The sequence below is a fragment of the Bdellovibrio sp. genome (genome assembly GCF_036384735.1).
Lineage (GTDB): Bacteria > Bdellovibrionota > Bdellovibrionia > Bdellovibrionales > Bdellovibrionaceae > Bdellovibrio.
In genome coordinates this window covers 14,009-33,372 of sequence record NZ_DASVLT010000047.1, presented here as the reverse complement: position 1 = coordinate 33,372, position 19,364 = coordinate 14,009, and the positions used below count along the sequence as shown (strand labels likewise).

General features: G+C 45.6%; 18 protein-coding genes and 5 tRNA genes. All 23 read right to left on the bottom strand.

Annotated elements, in window-relative coordinates; translation table 11 throughout:
* Positions 1–393: 393 nt before the first annotated feature.
* On the bottom strand, positions 394–762 hold the full coding sequence (gene rplL / locus VF412_RS13320) for a 50S ribosomal protein L7/L12 (protein ID WP_331339742.1): 369 nt from the start codon (positions 760–762) through the stop codon (positions 394–396).
* Positions 763–844: 82 nt separating this feature from the next.
* Positions 845–1,372: a 50S ribosomal protein L10 gene (gene rplJ / locus VF412_RS13315; RefSeq protein ID WP_331339741.1), complete on the bottom strand. Its 528-nt coding sequence runs from the start codon at positions 1,370–1,372 to the stop codon at positions 845–847.
* A gap of 291 nt (positions 1,373–1,663) precedes the next feature.
* Positions 1,664–2,374, bottom strand: a complete 711-nt coding sequence (rplA, locus tag VF412_RS13310; RefSeq protein WP_331339740.1) for a 50S ribosomal protein L1 — start codon at positions 2,372–2,374, stop codon at positions 1,664–1,666.
* Between the two features lie 12 nt (positions 2,375–2,386).
* A complete protein-coding gene (gene rplK, locus VF412_RS13305) occupies positions 2,387–2,812 on the bottom strand; it encodes a 50S ribosomal protein L11 (protein ID WP_142697360.1) in 426 nt (141 codons plus the stop codon).
* Between the two features lie 63 nt (positions 2,813–2,875).
* On the bottom strand, positions 2,876–3,409 hold the full coding sequence (gene nusG, locus VF412_RS13300) for a transcription termination/antitermination protein NusG (RefSeq protein WP_331339739.1): 534 nt from the start codon (positions 3,407–3,409) through the stop codon (positions 2,876–2,878).
* A 10-nt stretch (positions 3,410–3,419) separates the two neighbouring features.
* On the bottom strand, positions 3,420–3,797 hold the full coding sequence (gene secE / locus VF412_RS13295; RefSeq protein ID WP_331339738.1) for a preprotein translocase subunit SecE: 378 nt from the start codon (positions 3,795–3,797) through the stop codon (positions 3,420–3,422).
* A gap of 31 nt (positions 3,798–3,828) precedes the next feature.
* Positions 3,829–3,904 (bottom strand) — tRNA-Trp (locus VF412_RS13290).
* Between the two features lie 293 nt (positions 3,905–4,197).
* Positions 4,198–5,388, bottom strand: a complete 1,191-nt coding sequence (gene tuf / locus VF412_RS13285; protein ID WP_331339737.1) for an elongation factor Tu — start codon at positions 5,386–5,388, stop codon at positions 4,198–4,200.
* Positions 5,389–5,464: 76 nt separating this feature from the next.
* Positions 5,465–5,539, bottom strand: a tRNA-Thr gene (locus VF412_RS13280).
* A 28-nt stretch (positions 5,540–5,567) separates the two neighbouring features.
* Positions 5,568–5,644 (bottom strand) — tRNA-Gly (locus tag VF412_RS13275).
* A gap of 47 nt (positions 5,645–5,691) precedes the next feature.
* Positions 5,692–5,777, bottom strand: a tRNA-Tyr gene (locus tag VF412_RS13270).
* Between the two features lie 28 nt (positions 5,778–5,805).
* Positions 5,806–5,881: transfer RNA gene (locus VF412_RS13265), tRNA-Thr, on the bottom strand.
* Between the two features lie 56 nt (positions 5,882–5,937).
* Complete coding sequence (gene rlmB, locus VF412_RS13260) at positions 5,938–6,828, bottom strand: 23S rRNA (guanosine(2251)-2'-O)-methyltransferase RlmB (RefSeq protein ID WP_331339736.1); 891 nt, start codon at positions 6,826–6,828, stop codon at positions 5,938–5,940.
* Entirely contained in the window at positions 6,815–7,534 is a 720-nt protein-coding gene (gene pyrF, locus VF412_RS13255; RefSeq protein ID WP_331339735.1) for an orotidine-5'-phosphate decarboxylase, read from the bottom strand. The genes rlmB and pyrF overlap by 14 nt, the downstream gene beginning before the upstream one ends.
* A gap of 70 nt (positions 7,535–7,604) precedes the next feature.
* Positions 7,605–8,600, bottom strand: coding sequence for a phosphoribosylformylglycinamidine cyclo-ligase (gene purM, locus VF412_RS13250; RefSeq protein ID WP_331339734.1), 996 nt, complete (start codon positions 8,598–8,600; stop codon positions 7,605–7,607).
* A gap of 137 nt (positions 8,601–8,737) precedes the next feature.
* The gene (gene purH, locus VF412_RS13245) at positions 8,738–10,261 is read right to left on the bottom strand and encodes a bifunctional phosphoribosylaminoimidazolecarboxamide formyltransferase/IMP cyclohydrolase (RefSeq protein WP_331339733.1); all 1,524 of its coding nucleotides are present in this window, start codon (positions 10,259–10,261) and stop codon (positions 8,738–8,740) included.
* Positions 10,258–10,992, bottom strand: a complete 735-nt coding sequence (locus VF412_RS13240; protein WP_331339732.1) for a phosphoribosylformylglycinamidine synthase subunit PurQ — start codon at positions 10,990–10,992, stop codon at positions 10,258–10,260. Before VF412_RS13240 ends, purH begins: the two co-directional genes overlap by 4 nt.
* Positions 10,976–14,011 carry a phosphoribosylformylglycinamidine synthase subunit PurL gene (locus tag VF412_RS13235; protein ID WP_331339731.1) on the bottom strand — a complete coding sequence of 1,012 codons (3,036 nt, stop codon included), beginning with the start codon at positions 14,009–14,011 and terminating at the stop codon, positions 10,976–10,978. The genes VF412_RS13240 and VF412_RS13235 overlap by 17 nt, the downstream gene beginning before the upstream one ends.
* The gene (locus VF412_RS13230; protein WP_331339730.1) at positions 14,005–14,622 is read right to left on the bottom strand and encodes a formyltransferase family protein; all 618 of its coding nucleotides are present in this window, start codon (positions 14,620–14,622) and stop codon (positions 14,005–14,007) included. The genes VF412_RS13235 and VF412_RS13230 overlap by 7 nt, the downstream gene beginning before the upstream one ends.
* Positions 14,619–15,857 (bottom strand): phosphoribosylamine--glycine ligase, encoded by a 1,239-nt coding sequence (gene purD / locus VF412_RS13225; RefSeq protein WP_331339729.1) that lies wholly within the window; start codon positions 15,855–15,857, stop codon positions 14,619–14,621. Before purD ends, VF412_RS13230 begins: the two co-directional genes overlap by 4 nt.
* Entirely contained in the window at positions 15,839–16,867 is a 1,029-nt protein-coding gene (locus VF412_RS13220) for a phosphoribosylaminoimidazolesuccinocarboxamide synthase (protein WP_331339728.1), read from the bottom strand. The genes purD and VF412_RS13220 overlap by 19 nt, the downstream gene beginning before the upstream one ends.
* Positions 16,864–17,571 (bottom strand): AIR carboxylase family protein, encoded by a 708-nt coding sequence (locus tag VF412_RS13215; protein WP_331339727.1) that lies wholly within the window; start codon positions 17,569–17,571, stop codon positions 16,864–16,866. The genes VF412_RS13220 and VF412_RS13215 overlap by 4 nt, the downstream gene beginning before the upstream one ends.
* The gene (gene purF / locus VF412_RS13210; protein ID WP_331339726.1) at positions 17,568–19,043 is read right to left on the bottom strand and encodes an amidophosphoribosyltransferase; all 1,476 of its coding nucleotides are present in this window, start codon (positions 19,041–19,043) and stop codon (positions 17,568–17,570) included. Before purF ends, VF412_RS13215 begins: the two co-directional genes overlap by 4 nt.
* Positions 19,044–19,364 lie beyond the last annotated feature (321 nt).

Here is a 19,364-nt window from a genome sequence, read left to right as displayed (position 1 = left end):
TTAGATGAAAATTTGGGCTGAAAAATATTTTTCGAAAAATAAATTTATCGCGGTCAAGTGGCTTTGTGATTTGCCAACAGATCAATCCACGAAAAAAACGTTACTATCAAGAGTTTTCCTCGATTTATTTTCTATCGCCCCCCCCTACATACAGCTTTTTCTATTTCCGCTTCCTTTAGCTATGAGCTTGAAGAGGGTAAGGGGCTTTGCTTTTTTCAGACCTCCGCCGCCGCAGGATGCGGTATTACCCGGCGGTGAGCGCCGGATGCGCGCGTCTGAAAAAAGCAAAGCCCCTTACCCTCTTCAAGCGGTCATCGCTACAACGACGTCCGAAATAAAAAAGCCCCGTGTTTCCACGAGGCTTCGTAAGACAAATCAATGTCCGTACAAAAACTACTTAACAGTAACTTTTGCGCCGGCTGCTTCAAGAGCCTTTTTGATTTTTTCAGCGTCTTCTTTAGTCGCGCCTTCTTTAACTGCTTTGCCACCAGCTTCAACAAGAGCTTTAGCTTCAGCAAGACCCAAACCAGTCAAACCACGTACTTCTTTGATTACGTTGATTTTGTTCGCGCCAGCATCAACCAAGATAACGTCGAATGCAGTTTTTTCTTCAACAGCAGCAGCAGGACCCGCGCCAGCAGCAGCTACAGGAGCAGCAGCAGAAACGCCCCATTTTTCTTCAAGCATTTTTACAAGTTCAGCGATTTCAAGAACTGTTTTCGCAGACAATGCGTCAACTAGTTGATCGTTAGTAAGAGACATTTTAATCCTCCAGGGATTTAAAAAAATTATTTAAAAATTCAACTGAGCACCAATGTTCCGAACAACCGGAACTTCAAGCTAATTACGCTTGTGGAGCTTCTTCGGTAGCAACTGCGCCACCATTCATTTTCTCTGCGTATGCGTTCAAGCAACGAGCAAGTGCTGATCCAGCACCAAGCAACGTACCCAAGAACATAGCGCGAAGTTGGTCTTTACCAGGAAGAGTCGCCAAGAATTTAATTTTAGCGTCGTCCAAAGCTTCACCATCCATAACACCAGTTTTGATTTGAAGGATTTCAACATCCTTAGCAAAATCAGCAAGTGCTTTGGCAGTCGCGTTCACTTCACCGTAAGAGAATACGATGGCGTTAGTACCCTTCATTGAAGTCGTAAATGCTTTTTCAATAGCTGGGTGATCTTTGAACGCTCTTTTTGCAAGAGTATTGCGTACTACTTTCATCTCTGAATCAGCAGTATTCAAAGCTTTGCGAAGTCTTGTAACTTGCTCAACTTTGATACCTTTGAAGTCAACGATGAAAGCTCCTTTAGCTTTACCGAATTTCTCAGTGATAAGCTTAATCTCTTGCTCTTTATCTGCGCGAGTGATCATAAATGAGCCTCCTTTCGTTAGAATTCTGCTTCGTTTAACCGAAACAGTCTGTGCGAGTCAGGTATGGTTTGGAGGCATTTTTTGAAGACTGAAGCGATTGCTTCAATCATTTTAGAAAAACCTTTTAGCCTTATCTCGGCAGGCCCTCCTATTTCACATCTCCGGTTAAGTGGAGCTGCATCGTCGAAGGATTAAATCTCGTGAAAGAAACCTACTGTCTCTGATCGCTTAAAAAACTACTCGGCTTTAGCTACCCAAAGCCGAGTTTTAAATCAAATAAATTCTGTACGACTACGTTGTAGCCGCGCCAGCTGCAGCTGCTGCCGCATTTGGCTCGATCTTAACACCAGGGCCCATAGTAGAAGCCACAGCGATAGAACGAAGGTAGATACCTTTAGAAGATGCTGGTTTCGCTTTAACGATCGCGCCCAAAAGGGTCATGAAGTTATCACGAAGTTTAGCATCGCCCATAGATTTCTTACCGATACCAGCATGTACGATACCAGCTTTATCAACGCGGAAATCCAACTTACCTTTTTTCTCGGCAGTTACGGCTTCGCCAACGTTCATAGTTACTGTACCGATTTTTGGATTCGGCATCAAACCACGAGGCCCCAAAATCTTAGCAACTTTAGAAACAGTCGCCATCATATCTGGAGTCGCGATACATTTATCGAAATCTAACCAGCCACCTTGGATTTTAGCCACAAGGTCGTCAGCGCCAACAAAGTCAGCACCAGCAGCTTTCGCTTCAGCCTCTTTAGGACCTTTTGCGAAAACAACTACTTTAACGTCTTTACCCAAACCGTGAGGCAATGCAATTGCGCCACGAACTTGTTGGTCAGATTGTTTTGGGTCAATACCCAAACGAAGAGCAACGTCGATTGATTCATCAAATTTAGCTGGAGCTGTCTCAACAACTAGTTTGAATGCTTCATCAACAGTGTATTTTTTTGCAGAATCAACCTTCTTAGAGGCTGCTGCGAACTTTTTACCTGCCATTTTTCAATTCTCCTAGTCAGCTAGCTCGATGCCCATGCTCTTAGCTGTACCTGCAACTTGTGACATTGCTGATTCAACTTTCAAGCAGTTCAAATCAGGCAACTTCGTTGTAGCGATAGTTTTGATTTGATCTTGTTTAATTTTTCCAACTTTGTCTTTTTGAGGCATTTTTGAACCTGATTCCAGTTTCAACGCCTTTTTGATCAAAGAAGACACCGGTGGTGTTTTTGTGATGAAAGTAAACGATCTGTCTTGGTAAACAGTGATGATGATAGGGATGATGCTATCACCCAACGCTTGTGTACGAGCGTTGAACTGCTTACAGAATTCCATGATGTTTACCCCGTGCTGTCCAAGTGCCGGTCCAACGGGTGGAGCTGGATTAGCTTTCCCTGCCGGTATTTGCAGCTTGATCATTCCTGTAACTTTTTTTGCCATGACCCACTCCTGCAAGAGGTGTTAGTTAAATTCCTTAGTCCGCCCTATGCGGCTTCGGATTAATTATTGTTTTTCAACTTGAATGTAGTCCAACTCTACGGGAGTTGGTCTACCGAAGATGCTCACAAGAACTTTAAGCTTCGCTTTGTCCTCGTTCACTTCTTCTACTGTCCCTTGGAAGTTGCTGAATGGACCGTCGATAACAGTCACATTCTCACCCACAGAGAACTTCACGCGTGGTTTTGGTTTTTCTGCAACGCCAGCCATTTGCTGAGTTACGCGTAAAACCTCAGCTTCCGGAACTTCCGGAGGACGAGTTTTCGTTCCACCCACGAAGCCAGTCACCTTAGACGAATTTCTCACCAAATGCCAAGTCTCATCATTCAAAAACATCTGAACGAAGATATAACCCGGGAAAAATTTACGTGATTTAGTTTGCTTTTGACCTTTTACGAGCTCCACTACGCTTTCCGCAGGGATCAAGATCTCGCCAAAATACTCTTCCATCTTAGAAGTTTTGATTTTTTCTTCGATGGCTTTTTTTGCTGTATTTTCACAGCTCGTCTGAACGTTAACGATGTACCACTTTTTTTCCATGGTCCGTTCCTTACTTCATGAGGTAGTTGATAAAGAAGCCAGAGATCAAATCAAATGTACTGATGATCACGCTCGAAACAAGAACCATTACGATACAAACGATTGTCATTGCCGTTGTGTCTTTACGTGAAGGCCATACAACCTTACGAATTTCAGTCACAACCTCTTCACCCCAAGCCTTGACAGCTGGGTTGAATTGAAGAGCAGCGAAAACAACAAGACCTACTGCCACTGGAAGACCGTGTCTTACCAAGTCAGAATCAGAGAATCTAGCAACCACACCAAATGCACCAGCAAATGCCTTAAGCAATAGATGCGTCGTCAAACCGATAAGAGCACCAGCTACAGCGAAACTGAGGGTCAAAATCTTCGAGTTGGTTTTTTCCATTGTTCCTCATTCCTTGATGTCAAAACAAAGTTGGCAGGGGCGGAGGGATTCGAACCCACGACCTAACGATTTGGAGTCGTTCGCTCTACCACTGGAGCTACACCCCTGCACGATCTTATTGAAGACAACCGGCCGCTCGACTGCGTTGCTTCGTCGGCGCTGTACATTTATGTACAGCTTTCTCCTCGCGCCTTGCGATCGACCGCTTCTCTTCAATAAGCTCAGTTTTTTTAACTCGCTACTGAACATTGCGAGACTGTCCGGGTTTTGAATCATGGAAAGTGATGATTGTTCGCCAAAATTTTTTGGTTTTGGAGATTGCCAAGAAACACCGAGGGGGACCCTTTTGTCAAGGAGTCCCCCGGGTGATTTTAACTTAGCCTATGCTGCGTTAAAAATCCTACTCAAGGATTTCTACAACTACGCCGGCGCCTACTGTACGGCCACCTTCGCGGATTGCGAAACGCAATTCTTTTTCCATAGCGATTGGAGCGATCAACTCAACTGCCAATTCAACACGGTCACCAGGCATAACCATTTCAGTTCCAGCTTTCAAAGTACAAACACCAGTTACGTCAGTTGTACGGAAGTAGAACTGAGGACGGTAACCATTGAAGAATGGAGTGTGACGTCCGCCTTCTTCTTTAGTAAGGATGTACGCTTCAGCTTTGAATTTTTTGTGAGGTTTAACTGAACCTGGTTTAGCCAAAACTTGACCACGTTCAACTTCTTCTTTTTTAGTACCACGAAGAAGAACACCACAGTTATCGCCCGCTTGACCTTCATCAAGAAGTTTACGGAACATTTCGATACCTGTAACTGTTGTTTTTTGAGTTGGACGGATACCGATGATTTCGATCTCGTCACCAACTTTAACGATACCACGCTCAACACGGCCAGTAACAACTGTACCACGACCAGAGATAGAGAACACGTCCTCTACTGGCATCAAGAAAGTTTTGTCAGTTGCACGAACTGGTTCTGGAATATAAGCGTCACAAGCATCCATCAATTTCATGATAGCTGGACGACCGATTTCAGATTGATCGCCTTCAAGAGCTTTCAATGCAGAACCTTTAACCACTGGGATTTCGTCGCCAGGGAATTCGTATTTAGAAAGAAGTTCGCGAACTTCAAGCTCAACTAGCTCAAGAAGTTCTTTATCGTCAACCATGTCTACTTTGTTCATGAAAACAACTAGAGCAGGTACACCTACTTGGCGAGCAAGAAGGATATGCTCACGAGTTTGTGGCATAGGACCGTCAGCTGAAGATACAACTAGGATAGCGCCGTCCATTTGAGCAGCACCAGTGATCATGTTTTTTACGTAGTCGGCATGGCCTGGGCAGTCAACGTGAGCGTAGTGACGTTTGTCAGTTTCGTACTCAACGTGAGTTGTAGAGATAGTGATACCACGTTCTCTCTCTTCAGGAGACTTATCGATTTGATCGTAAGACATTGCCTGAGCTTTACCAGCTGCTGCAAGAGTAGTAGTGATAGCAGCAGTCAAAGTTGTTTTACCATGGTCGACGTGACCGATTGTGCCGATGTTTACGTGCGGCTTCGAGCGGTTAAATTTCTCTTTAGACATTATTCCTCCTGCAGAGAAGTTCTATTAATTACTTAAAAAATCCAAAAAACAATTCAAATATAAAATCAGGACTAAGTGGAGCCCATGATCGGAGCCGAACCGACGACCTCACCCTTACCAAGGGTGTGCTCTACCACTGAGCTACATGGGCGTCAGCGGATTTCGCTTCTCTGATTATTTGGAGCGGGAGACGGGTCTCGAACCCGCAACCCTCTGCTTGGAAGGCAGATACTCTAGCCAATTGAGCTACTCCCGCCCATCAGATGCCCTAAGTTCCAAATTTATCCGATTAAACATTCAAAATGGTGGGCAGGGAAGGATTCGAACCTTCGTAGACGTAAGCCAGCGGATTTACAGTCCGCCCCCTTTAGCCACTCGGGCACCTACCCAGATTGTGAATGCTTACTCAGAGAAATTTGGAGCTGGTTATGGGACTCGAACCCGCAACCTGCTGATTACAAATCAGCTGCTCTACCAATTGAGCTAAACCAGCTTACCTGAGATAACCGAAACTTTATATTGGATAAAATCTACATTCGTCAAAGATAATTATTCGTCCGACTGTGATTTTTTACGATTGCCGCGCGGCGCGTGCTGCCTCAATGTCTCGGTTAAAGCCATTGCGGTGGCCACCGATGCATTATAGGAAGCCGATGCACTCGACTGCGGAATGAAGACCAATTCATCACACAATCTTTCTGTTGTCACTCTCAAACCTTTATCTTCAGCTCCAATAGCCCAAACAACTTTTGCTGGAAGATCTAATTCAAAAATAGATCGCTTTCCACGCGGACTGAGGCCGAAGATCCAATAGCCTTTTTTCTTGAGCTCTTCCGCATAGTTGGCGAAATTAGTCGTCTCTTCAACAGGCACATGCTCGGCTCCGCCACAGGCAACTTTATGTACTGTTGGGGTTAGACCCACCGCGCGGTCTTCCGGGATTAAAACACCGTGAGCACCTGTTAACCATGAAGTTCTGAGAATCGCTCCAAGGTTGTGTGGATCTTCGATTCCGTCCAACATCAAAACAACAGATTGATCGAAATTTTCTAGCGCATTCATGTCTAATTCCGGAGCGCCATCGACGAACAGTGCTGCCCCTTGATGAGACGAACCGAATTTATCAATTACGGACTCTTGTCGAGTGTCCACCTGCACTTTGTTTTTACGAGCAAGCTCTTCAAGCTCGCGAAGATCGACAGAGTTTTCCCATCCGTTCTTAAGCCAGAAACCTTTTACTTGTTTTGGACGAACGAGCAACGCTTCTTTGATTGCGTGATTACCAACGATCACACGCCAGTCGCGAGGAATTGAATTTTCAGAGTGACGTTGTTGTCCCTGGGGAGCTCGTTGCTGGTTATTTGGACGACCTTGCGAAGGACGAGATTGCGGACGAGAGCCAGAGGATTTTTGCGGAGGACGGGAATTATTTCTCTTCATACACTGCCATTACAAATTCAGTTGCTGCTTGTTTTATATCTTTTGCTTCAAGAATCGGGCGTCCTACAACCAGAGCCGAAGCTCCGAGCTGCAAAGCCTCTTGAGGGCCCATGATGCGTTTTTGATCACCCGAAGCCTGCATACTAGTGCGAATTCCTGGCGTGACAAGATAGAGGCCGCGATTTTGTAAAAGGTCTAATTCATGGGGCGAGCAAACGACGCTTGAAAGGCCTGAATCCTGAACCATACTTGCAAGTGTCGTCACATGTTCTGCCACAGGCATCGGCTTCAAATTCACCGGCAAAGAGTTTTGATCCCAAGAAGTTAAGATCGTCACAGCTAAAATGCGAAAAGGTCTTTGCTGATTCAATTCCCTTTCGACTTCAGCCATTTTTCTTAACGCCTCTGCCCCACTCAGCGCGTGAACTGTAACAAGCGAAGCACCCGCTTCAAAGCTTGCCCTGACAGCGGCCTCCATTGTTGAGGGAATATCGAAGTGTTTATTATCTAGAAAAATAGGACCGCGCTCGCCCATCTCTTTCACGAAATCCATTCCGTAACGCAGGCATAAGCGAGGACCTAATTTAAAGCCACCAACAATATCCGACAAATCATCAGCGATTCGCAAAGCTTGATCGCGTGTATCCACATCAAGAGCCAAAATGATAGGATTTTTCATGGGACTGGCTTTTAGGTTTCGATTCATGGAGGACCTCGCTTGGATTTTTTAGATCTTAGCGAGGTTTTCTTCCAAGGGCAAAGCCTGCCCCTGTGCTTCATGAGACAAATTGAATGTGGCCCTGGCCTTTTCTAACGTGTCCCAAGATCCATGCTTTTTCTTTATGCTCTTTAAGGTGAGTCATCACGGCCTCGGCCTGGGCTTTTTTTACTAATATAACGAGCCCGATGCCCATATTAAATGTTTTGAAGAGTTCAGCTTGGCTGAGAGTGGTCCTTTCGATGACCGGTTGAAACACAGAAGCCACTTCATTCAAAGTTGGCCAGTATTTAAGATCGTAATCGAATTTTTCACTCATGCGCGGGATGTTGTGAATTCCGCCGCCTGTGATGTGAGCCATCGCTAGAACTGCCGTTGGCATTTTCTTTCTGAGCGTCGTTACAGTTTGAACGTAGATTTTTGTAGGTTCTAGAAGCTGCTCAACAAGGGCTGCCTCAGATGGCTTTACCAGTTGGCGCACCAGAGAATAGCCATTCGAGTGAAAACCACTTGAGGCAAGGCCGATCATCACATCGCCCTCTTCGATGTTTTCTTCTTTAAACACTTCTTGTGGGGAAAGATCACCGACGCTAAAGCCCGCTAGATCATATTCATCAGCTTGATAAAAACCTGGCATTTCGGCAGTTTCTCCGCCGATGAGGGCCATGCCTGATTGTTTGCAGCCATCAACCATGCCGGCAAGAAGCTCTTCACTGATCTGGGTGTTGAGTTTTCCGAAGGCCATATAATCCAGGAAAAAAAGTGGTTTTGCACCAACACAGAGAAGATCATTCACGCACATGGCGACAAGATCGATTCCGACTCCATAGTGTTTGTTCATTTGCTGTGCGAGTTTTAACTTAGTGCCGACACCATCTGTACATGAGGCAAGCAAGCGGTCATTTGAAAGTTGATACAAAGCTGCGAATCCGCCGATTCCCTGAATCACATTTTGATTGTGTGTTGAGGGCACCAGGGCTTTGATTTTTTCTACAAAGGCGTCAGCTTTTTGAATATCGACGCCGGCCTTTTGATAATCTACAACTTCTGACATTTTGCGATCCTTTCGGTATTAATAATCATATCAAGTGCTTGTCTAAAAAGGTCAGCTGCAAGGCGCGAGGAGGAAGCTGTGCTTCCTGTACCGCGACCACGAAAACGCAGTCAGCTGGCCGTTTTAGTCGAATTCGCTTAGTGAAGAAAGTGTCTTTGTCCTGTGAAGATCATCGCCATTTCACGGCGGTTGGCTTCAGCGATGACTTCGTTGTCTTTAATAGAGCCTCCAGGCTGCACGATGTATTTTACGCCGACTTTGCTTGCGATCTCGATCGAATCCGCGAATGGAAAAAAGGCATCCGATGCCAAGACCATTTCAGAGGCGTTTTGCACGCCTTTATCTTTCAATCTTGGAATCACAAGTTTTTCGATGCAATCCACGCGGTTAGTTTGCCCCGAACCTAAAGTTACCATCTCGAATTCGTTATTCTTCTGTGCGCAGACGGCGATGGCGTTACTTTTTAAGTTTTTCACACACAAGAACGCGAAAGCCGCTAATTTTTCTTTTTCTTTCGGGAGTGTTCTTTCTGTCACTGTTTTAAAATGCTCTGTCGAGAACGTATCTTGTTGCTGAAGAAGAGCACCACCTTCAATGGTGCGAACTTGCCATGTGCTTTGCTTTTTCAGATCAACTTCAACCAGACGGCAGTTCTTCTTGAGCATTCCTTGCGCTTCTTCTGTAAACGACGGAGCTAAAATGACTTCGACAAATTTATCCTGGAAGAACGTGGCGATTTCTTTTGTAATCGGAAAGCTCAGAGCAAGAACCCCGCCGAACGAACTTTTTTCGTCGCCTTTCCAAGCCATTTCAAGAGCACGCAATGGCGTCTCGGCAATAGCCATTCCGCAAGGCGTGTTATGTTTCACAACCACAGCCGAAGGATGAGCGTACTCCCCTTGCCAATTCCAAAGATCTTTCAAGGCTTGAACAGCGAAGTCGGCGTCGAGGAAGTTATTGTAGGACATCTCTTTCCCTTGCAGGGATTTTTTGTGAGCTAAGCCCTGCTGGAAGGGGTCCTCAAGAAGGACCGCCTCTTGATGTGGGTTTTCACCATAGCGAAGTTGCTTCCCAGAATTTTGAGTCATATAGCCTGCGATGGCCATGTCATAGAAAGCCGTCATTGTGAAAACTTTTGCGGCACACTCGCGGCGGAAGTCCTCTGAAGTGCTTCCTTGATGGGCTTGATAGTTCTCTAAAAATGATGGGTACTGAGAGGGCTCGCACAGAACCGTCACGGATTCGTGGTTTTTTGCGGCGGCTCGTAACATTGTTGGACCACCGATATCGATGTTTTCGACACACTCTGCGAAAGAGGCGCCCTTATTGCGTGTTTCGTGGAATGGGTAAAGATTTACGACAACCAAATCGATTGGCGCGATATTCATCGACTCGGCTGTTTGGACGTCGCTTGTGTCGTTACGACGAAATAAAAGCGCTGACGAAATTTCAAAGCTCAAGGTTTTCATTCGACCTTGGAAAGCCTCGGCTTTGCCGCTGAGCTTTTCTACTAAAGTAACTGGCAATCCTGCTTGTTCAAGAGCTTTGGCGGTTCCTCCGCTGGCGATCAGTTCCACGTTGTTTTTGTGAAGAGCCGTTGCAAGCTCGACCAGACCAGTTTTATCCGAGACACTTAGAAGGGCACGTTGGATCTTTCTCATGACTGTCCTTTCAGGAATTGCAAAGCACTTTTAAAAAACTCTAAGCCCCAAGCCTGCCCTTCGAATGGCAAATGCCAGTCGTGGACAGCAGCTTCTGGGTGAGGCATCAGGGCGAAAATCAAACCACTGGAATCACAAACACCGGCAATGCGATCTGTGGCCCCGTTGAAATTTTCTTTATAGCGAAGGGCGATTTGGTTTTTCTCTTGAAGGCCTTTTAAGACCTCATCACTTTCGCAGATGAAGCGACCTTCCCCATGACGGGCTGGCAGAACGAAATTTTCTGGCAGATTTTTCGTCCACACACATGGAGAGGACTGATTTTTTTCGAGTTCAACCCATTTGTTTTCGAAATGACCTTGTTCGTTTTTAATCAATGAACAAGTCTTTTTGAAGTTGGCGTCCGGAAGAAGCCCCAAGCGCACGAGCGTTTGAAATCCATTACAAATACCCATCACTGGGTATTCTTTAACAAAAGCTTCTAATTCTGTTTTTGCGAAGCGCTCTAACTTGAGTGCCAGGATCTGCCCACTGCCTAGGTGATCCCCGAATGAAAAACCACCAGGAATGATCAGGCCTTGGAAATTTCTTAGCAGCGAAGGAGTTTCAACTAGTTCATTGATATGAATCTTTGTGGCCCTCCCGCCGGCTAATTCAACGGCTTTCGCTGTTTCATTTTCGCAGTTGATTCCGTCGCCCCAAAGTACCATGAAATTAGGAGTTATAGACATTGAGGACCCCTTGTGACCAAGCTGTGTGAAGATCTGCTAAATCGGCTTGCGCTTCTTGGTTTGCAAAATTCCATTTTAGCAAACTTGAATCTGTGACTTTTCCTAGAGGGAAAGCCCATTGACTGAAGTATTCAGCGAAAAGCTTTTCTTTTTCTGGAGAAACGCTGACTACGAACTGCGAGCCGGCTTCAGACCATAAATTTTCCCAAGTCAGTTTATTCAGATCAAGATCAGCGCCGAATTCATTACCAAAGCAGGCTTCTGTCACCGCTGATAGAAGACCGCCGTCAGAAACGTCATGACAGGATTGAATCAGACCGTATTGAATCGCTCCGTAAATGAGCTGATACAATTCGCGGTTTTTTTCAAGGTTTGGATATTCGGGTTGATCTTTTTCCGTCTTAAATTCTTGAGAGTAAACCGAGGCCGTCAAACTTTTTGTCGGCGTCCCTAAAAGATAGATCTTATCACCAGAATTTGCGAAGAATCCCACCACTGTTTTTGTCGCGTCAGGAATTTGCCCGATCGCGGTCATCAACAATGTCGGAGGGACAGAGATTTTTACCGTTTCACCAGATTTCGTCTTTCCGATGAAGTCGTTTTTCATACTGTCTTTGCCGCTGACAAGTGGCGCTTTGTAAGCAAGAGCTGCCTCGTAAAGACCAGCACAAGCACGAACAAGCTGAGCCATCTTGTGTTCTGCATCGACATTTGATTTTTTCGGCGTGGGATCTGGCCAGCAGAAATTATCAACCAAGGCGATCTTGTCCGGATTTACTCCCGTTGCGATCAGATTTCTGACGGATTCATCGACAGCTTTTTGAGCCATCAAATAAGTGTCATAGTAAGAAACCTGTGGGCACAGGCCATTTGAAACCGCGACGGCGTTATTCTTTTCACCACCGTGCATAGAAAGATCGATGACTCCGGCATTGTTGGCACCTTGTTGAGTTCTGCCTCCGTAAGGTTTGACTCGCGTGGCGCCTTGAACTTCGTGATCATAGTATCTGACCAATGGTTCGCGAGACGCGACGTTTGGTGATGCTAAGACTGTCTTTAAAACAGTTCCGATATTTTGTGATGATATTTTAAGAGTCTGCTTTTCATTCGCGCGATGGTATTCGTGATATTCCTGAGGACCTGCAAAGTGAGCCTTCAATTTCATGCGGCTTAAACCTTCATGAAGAAAATGTAAATCCAATTTCGCTAGTGGTTTGTTGTTATAGACAACTTCGAAAAATCCTGAGGAAGTGAACTCCCCCAGGCAAGAGGCTTCTACACCCATTTGTGTTGCGAGTTTTAAGAAAGCTGGAAGTTTTTCCTCTGTCACCGCATAGGACATACGTTCCTGAGATTCACTGACGAGCATCTCCCAAAACTCCAGACCTACATATTTTACCGGATGCTTTGAAAGATCCATTCGTGCACCGCCAGAAAACTGCGCCATCTCACCAATGGAGGAGCTCACTCCCCCTGCACCGTTATCCGTAATTGCCTGAATCAAACCTTGATCGCGGGCTTTCAAAGTAAAATCCAGCAACCGTTTTTGTGTGATGCTGTCACCGATTTGAACAACATTGGAAGCGATTTTATCTTTTAGCTCAAGGGAGCTGAACGTCGCCCCATGAACGCCGTCTTTTCCAAGGCGGCCCCCCGCGACGACGATTTTATCACCAGGCCTGATGGATTTTTGTTCGCTTGGATTATTTTGTACTGATTTTGGCATCACTCCCACAGAGCCGACAAAGATCAAAGGCTTTGCTGCGAACTCGCTGGCGAAATGGAAGCTGCCGTTGATTGTTGGAATGCCGCTTTGGTTTCCTCCCTCTTCAACGCCCTGGTGGACGCCGCGAAAGATAACCGCTGGGTCTTTTAAAAGTTCTGGACGTTTTTTATCGTCAGCTTTCGGGAAGAGATCTGGATGGGATAGACAGAAAACATTCATGTTCGCGACAGGCTTTGCACCGACCCCGCAACCTAGGATATCGCGATTTACTCCAAGGATTCCTGTGATCGCCCCACCGAATGGATCGAGTGCAGAGGGACTATTATGAGTCTCTACTTTCACACAAACATTTAGATTCTTATCGAAATCTACGATGCCTGCATTGTCTTTAAAGACCGAAATAAGATAACCGCAGTCTTCGAGTTTCTTTGTCGCCGCTTGAATGTAGGACTTATAAAGACTTGTGATATTTTTCGAGCCAAGTGCAGGGAACGCACCTGTGGTTTCGGTGTATTCGACTTCTGCTGCAAAGATTTTATGTTTGCAGTGCTCACTCCACGTTTGAGCTAAGCATTCTAGTTCGACTTCTGTGATCTTGCCATCCCAACCGTGATCTTTACGGGACTCGATTTCAACCGACGACATAAAATGCGCGATGATAGTGTCAATTTCTTGATCGTTGAGAGCCAAGCCACGCTCTTCGTTGACACATTGAAGAACCGATTTTTCCAGAGGGAAAAGCTTCAACTCGGGAGTATAGGAAGCATTCACTTTCCAATGATTATGATACGAATTCAAATGATTCCTCAGTAGCAAATCTTCGCCGCGATGAATTTCGATTTTATTTAAAAGAGGATTCGCTAAGGTTTGAAAAAGAACTTTTTCGATATGTTCCCGACCAAGATCCCCGTCAATTTCAATTTGCCATCCGCTATGCACTTCAATGTCAAAGTCTTGCCAAGTGTGTTGCGCATTATTTGACACCAAGGCCAGTGCTTCTGTGGCTGAGCGCGCCCAGTTGTCAGTGACTCCACCGAGGAAGCGGATTTCAACATAGATTTTTGACGGTGTGAAAGTTGGAAAACCAACAGAAAGATCTTCAGTGACTCTATCATAGAAAACACGATGCATGTCTTGAGTACTTGCAAAGGCCTGAGCTTTTTTCTCGAGAAGCCAAAACAATCTAGAAAGTTTTACTTCTTGCACTTGACCGTGTTGGGAAAAGGTTTTTTTTAGGTTTTGTTCCCCTGAAAGATCAATGCGACTGCGAACGGTTATACGTTGACTTAGCATGGAGCACTTTCCTTATATGTTTGTGTCGGAATTTTACCCAACACAATATTCTCAAGAAGTTCGCCGTACATGGCGTGTTCAAGCGCATGCATGCGCATTTTAAAGTCCGAAAAAGCTTCAAACTGATGAAGTGTTAGCTTTTGTTGAGACAGAACAAGGCCTGTATCCATTCCTTCATCCACTAAATGAAGAGTCACTCCACTTTCAGAGACCTGATCAGCGAAAGCTCGTTCAAGAGCTTTCGCCCCAGGATACTGCGGTAGCAACGATGGATGGACGTTCACGATTTGTGTTTGCCCTTGGTGACGCAGGGATAACTCCTCAAGAAGATGTCCCGAGATCAAGCGCATGTATCCGGCAAGCAAAACCCAGTCAATTTTGTGGCGATCGACAAGTTTTAGGATTTCATTTTCGTGATCTATACGTTCAGCCGTTTTTTCCACAAGGTATGTGGTCACTCCTTGGCGCATGGCTTTTTCTAGGACTCCAGCATCGCTACGATCCGATAGAACGAATTCGATCTTGCCACCTAAGGCCTTCATTTTAACAATGAGTGATTCAGCATTCGATCCTGTTCCTGACGCAAAAATTGCAATGCGCGGCTTTCTCATCGAGCAATGTCCTCTCTGAAATAAAGTCCTTTGAACTGCACTTTTCTGATTTCACTGTAGGCTGTCTCACGAGCCTCTTCACGAGTTTTCGCCAAAGCTGTGATTCCTAAAACGCGGCCACCGCTATTCACCAGTTTATTGTTCTTCGCAGCAACCCCAGCGTAAAAAATTTGTGATCCCTCTGCGATTTGCACGGGAACCTCGATGGCATTTCCTAATTCCATTTGATGGGTCGGATAGCCCGCGCTGACTGCTACAACATGCACAGAGGCATGATCTAGAAATTCCGTTTTTAAACCTTTGAGACGGCCTTGCAGTGACTTCACTATAAGATCCAAGAGATCACTTTCAATTCTTGGCAACAGGGCCTGAGTTTCCGGATCACCAAGACGCACATTGAACTCTAGGACATAAATTCCCTGTTCAGTCTTCATAAGACCCGCGAAAAGAAATCCCGTGAAAGGAGTATTCATTTTCTTCATGACTTTTAAGGACTTTTTGAAGATCTCTGAAATTTCAGTTTGATCTGCTTCATCGATAAAATCACAAGGACTGTAGGCCCCCATGCCGCCGGTGTTGGCACTAAACGGATCTGGCGTGATTCGTTTGTAATCACACGCCGTTCCTAACAGAATAAAATCTTCGCCATCACATAAAGCAAAAGCGGAAAGTTCTTGCCCGACTAAATATTCTTCAACAATCAGTGGATAGCCATAAGCTTGAGTCAGGTCCGCAGCTGACAGCAAAGCGCGCTCTTGAGATTCACAGACATGAACGCCTTTGCCTTGCGCCAAGCCGTCAGCCTTTAAAACCAAAGGCTTTGTGAAGTCATGACGAGAAATCAAATCTTGAACTTGATCCCAGTTACGAGCAAGTTCACTGCCGGCGGTTTTCACTTGTGCATTTAATAGCACTCTTTTGCAGAAAGCCTTTGAGGCTTCGAGTTGAGCTGCCTCTACTGTCGGAGCCAGACAAGAAATTCCATTTTTCTCTAAAGACTCTTTAAGATCAGATAAAATCGCAGTCTCGGGACCAAATACTACAAGATCCACAAGATAAGATTTGCAGAAGGAAACAACATCCTCGGTTGTCTCGACAGCAACACACTCTAATCCCATCTTCTGCATCCCGGGATTACCTGGCGCAACCCAGACTTTCTCTAGTTGCTTTGATTCAGAAATCTTTTTTGCGAGGGCGTGTTCACGCCCCCCTTTTCCTATAATAAGGACCCGCATTTTTGTCTCCAGATTTTCAGATTCGCTTCTTTTTCAAATGGAGTCGGGCGATGCATGGCCATAGCAACCTCATTCGCCAAAGCCTTGTACAACAACGAAGCCATTTCAATTTGTTCGCGATTGAGTTCTTGAGGCACCTCTTTCAATTCCGAAGCACAGATTTCTTTCCAGTTATTTGTGCCACGCTCCTTCGCCAAGTCCTTGGCTTGAGCAACAGCTTTGTACCAAGATGTGGGCGCATAAATCTGACGAAGAAATTCCTTTGATAAAGGGGCGCCTTCATATGTCAAACGCAACTCATCCGGGCCGATGGAATCCACCAAGAACAAAGACCTCAATCCACTATTTTGTTTTGCACCAAAGGCGAATTCGAACTTCCCGTCCCATAATTTAACTCCGAAAGAAGACATCAATCTTTCCAAATGCAAAGCGATGTCCTGTGTGAGTCTGCGAACTTGTTCTAACTCCGCCTCATGAATGATCGACATTTCACGGATTTCTTCACGAGTGAGATAACGATCCGTCGTTTCCAGTTTCGTTGAACACTCTACCAAAGGAGGACGAAATTCAATGGAAGAGTCCGGAATTTTCGATAAGCCAAGCTCGGTCAAATAAGTCGGATTTTTCTTAAGACGCCCCTCTAAGGAATTCCCTTTCCCCAGTAGAATTCTAAAGATCACTTCCAGTGGGACCAGACAGTTTGTCGGCTGGTCGCCATAAACTGAATAGTCATAAACTCCATTTTCCCAATGCGGTCTTAGTACCGACACTTCACGTACTGTGATCGCATCTTTCTCTGTTTGCTTTATGTAGTGGGAATCCACTCCTTGCTCTTTCAGGTAATCAAAGAACAATCCTGCCAAGGCCGCCAGGGCTTCGCCTTTTTGTGGAATCTCGTTGGGCATTTCCCCCCAATCGAAAACGGAGTAGCGATTGCTATACTTAAATAGCAAATCATCGCCATCTTTATATATGTCTTTCACCGAGCCACGATACAGAGGAGTCATCATTGGACAAACTCCTTCATTTTTTTAAGCTGAAGAACAAAGTTAGTCACGTTATTCACTCCCACCCAGAAACCAGCTCTTTGCGCTTCTGTGAAGAATTGCGCTGCCATCATGGGGCTTTGCAGATTTTCTTTTTCGCAAATATAAAGGCAAAGTCCTTGGCCCTGTGGTTTTTCACCGGCCAGAACGATTTCGCCCTGACATTGCGGATGAGTCGGCTCGATCCACTCAACAACCAGACCACTTTTCTCGCGAAGATCTTGTAGCGTCTTTGCAAGCAGAGGATGTTCACTGCGATACGGGTTCCAGGAAATTTGCAGAATGTTCTTACTAAAACTTTTTGCACGAGAAAGATATTTCGCGATGGTCTCTGACTGATTTTCCATCACGCCCGCTACCGGAATATCTTTTGGCATTTGCGCGATCGATAAAAACGCATCCATTCCCGCGAAAGCTCCGTTCACTGCGACACCGAAAACGGGCTTTGATGTTAACGATGCGACCACACCGGGCAAATGAGCCGCTAAGCCCGCTCCCGCTACGAAAACATCCGCATCGGACTGCGTGACAAGCTCGCGCACTCTGGCCGGATGACGATGAGCCGAAGCCACTTCCATGCGAACTTCACCTAAGCTTTCCAAAGAGCGACAAAGAGGACCATACACGCGCTCATCACTTTGACTGCCGAAAATCACTTGAATCTTCATACATTCACCTCATTTTTTCCACCGCCACCAATGTTGCGGTTTCTTGTGTCTAGAAATTCGTTTTTAGAAACTTTGACTGGATAATCGCCATCAAGGCAGGCACTGCATAGGCTGTCTAAACCGATGGCCTCTTTCAAACGACTGAGTGGCAAATAAATCAAGGCATCAACGCCTAAAAACCGGGCCACTTGATCTTCTGTCTTTTCAAAAGCAACTAACGATTCCCCTTCCGGAAAATCAATGCCATAGAAACATGGATAGCGGATCGGAGGACAAGTACTTGCTAAATAAACTTTTTCAGCGCCCGCTTCACGAAGAAGTTGAATGATCCGCGCTGAAGTTGTTCCGCGCACAATGCTGTCATCGACTAAAAGGATTTTCTTTCCGCGAATTTCACTTTCGACAGGCAAAAGTTTTAAATTCACCATGGCTTTACGCATTTCAGGTTCATTCACTATAAATGAACGTTGCACATAGCGATTCTTAATTAAAACCTCACGATAAGGTTTTTCTAAAACTTCAGCGAGTCTTAAAGCAGCGGCTCTGGATGTATCAGGCACTGGCGCCACGACATCTACATCAAACACTTCTAATTTCATTTTACGTGCGGCTTCGGCGGCAAGGATTTCACCCAGACGCAGACGCACCTCATAGACGGGTCTGTGATGCCATTCGGTTTCGGCTCCGGCAAAGTAAATCCATTCAAACATACAAGGACGTGCTATTTTTTCTGCTAGTGGGAATGAAAAGAAATTTTGCTCTTGATCGATAAAGACAAATTCGCCTGCGCGCAGATCGCGCCAGTATTCATAACCAAGCCCGAAGAACACCTGCTTTTCAGAAGAGAAGCAGTATTTATAGCGCCCCTCTTCTAATTTTCGACCAATTAATAACGGTCTGATTCCTTGAGGATCGCAGAAGGCAAACATTCCCAAATTTGCCATCATGCCGACGATGCTATAAGCTCCTTTGACCTGTTCCACAACCAAGCGGGCCGCTTTTGCCAAGACTTCGGCGTTAAGATTCGCACCCTCTTCCAATTGATCGGAAACACCGATGGACATCATATGCAGAAGAATTTCTAAGTCATTGCGAGTGAACGTCCAACGACTGCGACGTTTACGAACGTAATCGAGAATTTCAGAGTAATTTGTGACGTTACCGTTATGGACCATTCCAAGCCCATTGGGATAACTTAAAACCAGGGGTTGAAGATCTTCCTTCTCAACTGTACCGATTGTAGAATAACGAGTGTGCCCCAAGGCCATCGATCCCTGCAACCGTGCAAGCCTTTCCAAAGGAAATACTTGCGAAACAAGTCCCAGATCCTTTTCTAATTGAAAGTGCCCGCGCTGAAAATCGAAGCTAAGAATTCCGGCGGCGTCTTGGCCACGATGCTGAAGTGCGAACAGGGCTGGGAAGAGTTTTTCTCCGGCTTTGTTTTCCCCGATCAGTCCAACAACACCACACATGGTTACGCTCCCTCGGAAAATAAAAAAGGCGTCTCGAGGACGCCTTTTAGTAATTTGATATTTGAATTTGCAGACACGGATTTATTTTGAAGACACTGAGGGTGGGAAGACACACGACTGGCTGGCTTACACTCTGGCTTCGCCAGAGCAGGCACACGCGTGGCCCCTGGACGGGATTTCTTTCCCGAGGGCCAACTTCCCGGCGAGACACCGAGCAACTGATAAGTCCTTTGTGGTCTTCTTTTCAGCATTCTGTTTCCTTGAAGAATAAGAATGCCAAGACGCTATCGAGTTCGACAGAGTTCGGTCAATGGCCCTAAC

Bases quoted from the DNA above. Each gene is read 5' to 3' on its own strand.
- purD (WP_331339729.1), bottom strand. From the start codon at position 15,857: ATGCGGGTCCTTATTATAGGAAAAGGGGGGCGTGAACACGCCCTCGCA.
- VF412_RS13220 (WP_331339728.1), bottom strand. From the start codon at position 16,867: ATGATGACTCCTCTGTATCGTGGCTCGGTGAAAGACATATATAAAGAT.
- nusG (WP_331339739.1), bottom strand. From the start codon at position 3,409: ATGGAAAAAAAGTGGTACATCGTTAACGTTCAGACGAGCTGTGAAAAT.
- VF412_RS13235 (WP_331339731.1), bottom strand. From the start codon at position 14,011: ATGCTAAGTCAACGTATAACCGTTCGCAGTCGCATTGATCTTTCAGGG.
- purF (WP_331339726.1), bottom strand. From the start codon at position 19,043: ATGTGTGGTGTTGTTGGACTGATCGGGGAAAACAAAGCCGGAGAAAAA.
- VF412_RS13230 (WP_331339730.1), bottom strand. From the start codon at position 14,622: ATGAGAAAGCCGCGCATTGCAATTTTTGCGTCAGGAACAGGATCGAAT.
- purM (WP_331339734.1), bottom strand. From the start codon at position 8,600: ATGTCAGAAGTTGTAGATTATCAAAAGGCCGGCGTCGATATTCAAAAA.
- rplJ (WP_331339741.1), bottom strand. From the start codon at position 1,372: ATGATCACTCGCGCAGATAAAGAGCAAGAGATTAAGCTTATCACTGAG.
- VF412_RS13240 (WP_331339732.1), bottom strand. From the start codon at position 10,992: ATGTCTATAACTCCTAATTTCATGGTACTTTGGGGCGACGGAATCAAC.
- rplK (WP_142697360.1), bottom strand. From the start codon at position 2,812: ATGGCAAAAAAAGTTACAGGAATGATCAAGCTGCAAATACCGGCAGGG.
- pyrF (WP_331339735.1), bottom strand. From the start codon at position 7,534: ATGAATCGAAACCTAAAAGCCAGTCCCATGAAAAATCCTATCATTTTG.
- rlmB (WP_331339736.1), bottom strand. From the start codon at position 6,828: ATGAAGAGAAATAATTCCCGTCCTCCGCAAAAATCCTCTGGCTCTCGT.
- tuf (WP_331339737.1), bottom strand. From the start codon at position 5,388: ATGTCTAAAGAGAAATTTAACCGCTCGAAGCCGCACGTAAACATCGGC.
- rplL (WP_331339742.1), bottom strand. From the start codon at position 762: ATGTCTCTTACTAACGATCAACTAGTTGACGCATTGTCTGCGAAAACA.
- VF412_RS13215 (WP_331339727.1), bottom strand. From the start codon at position 17,571: ATGAAGATTCAAGTGATTTTCGGCAGTCAAAGTGATGAGCGCGTGTAT.
- secE (WP_331339738.1), bottom strand. From the start codon at position 3,797: ATGGAAAAAACCAACTCGAAGATTTTGACCCTCAGTTTCGCTGTAGCT.
- rplA (WP_331339740.1), bottom strand. From the start codon at position 2,374: ATGGCAGGTAAAAAGTTCGCAGCAGCCTCTAAGAAGGTTGATTCTGCA.
- purH (WP_331339733.1), bottom strand. From the start codon at position 10,261: ATGAGAAAGATCCAACGTGCCCTTCTAAGTGTCTCGGATAAAACTGGT.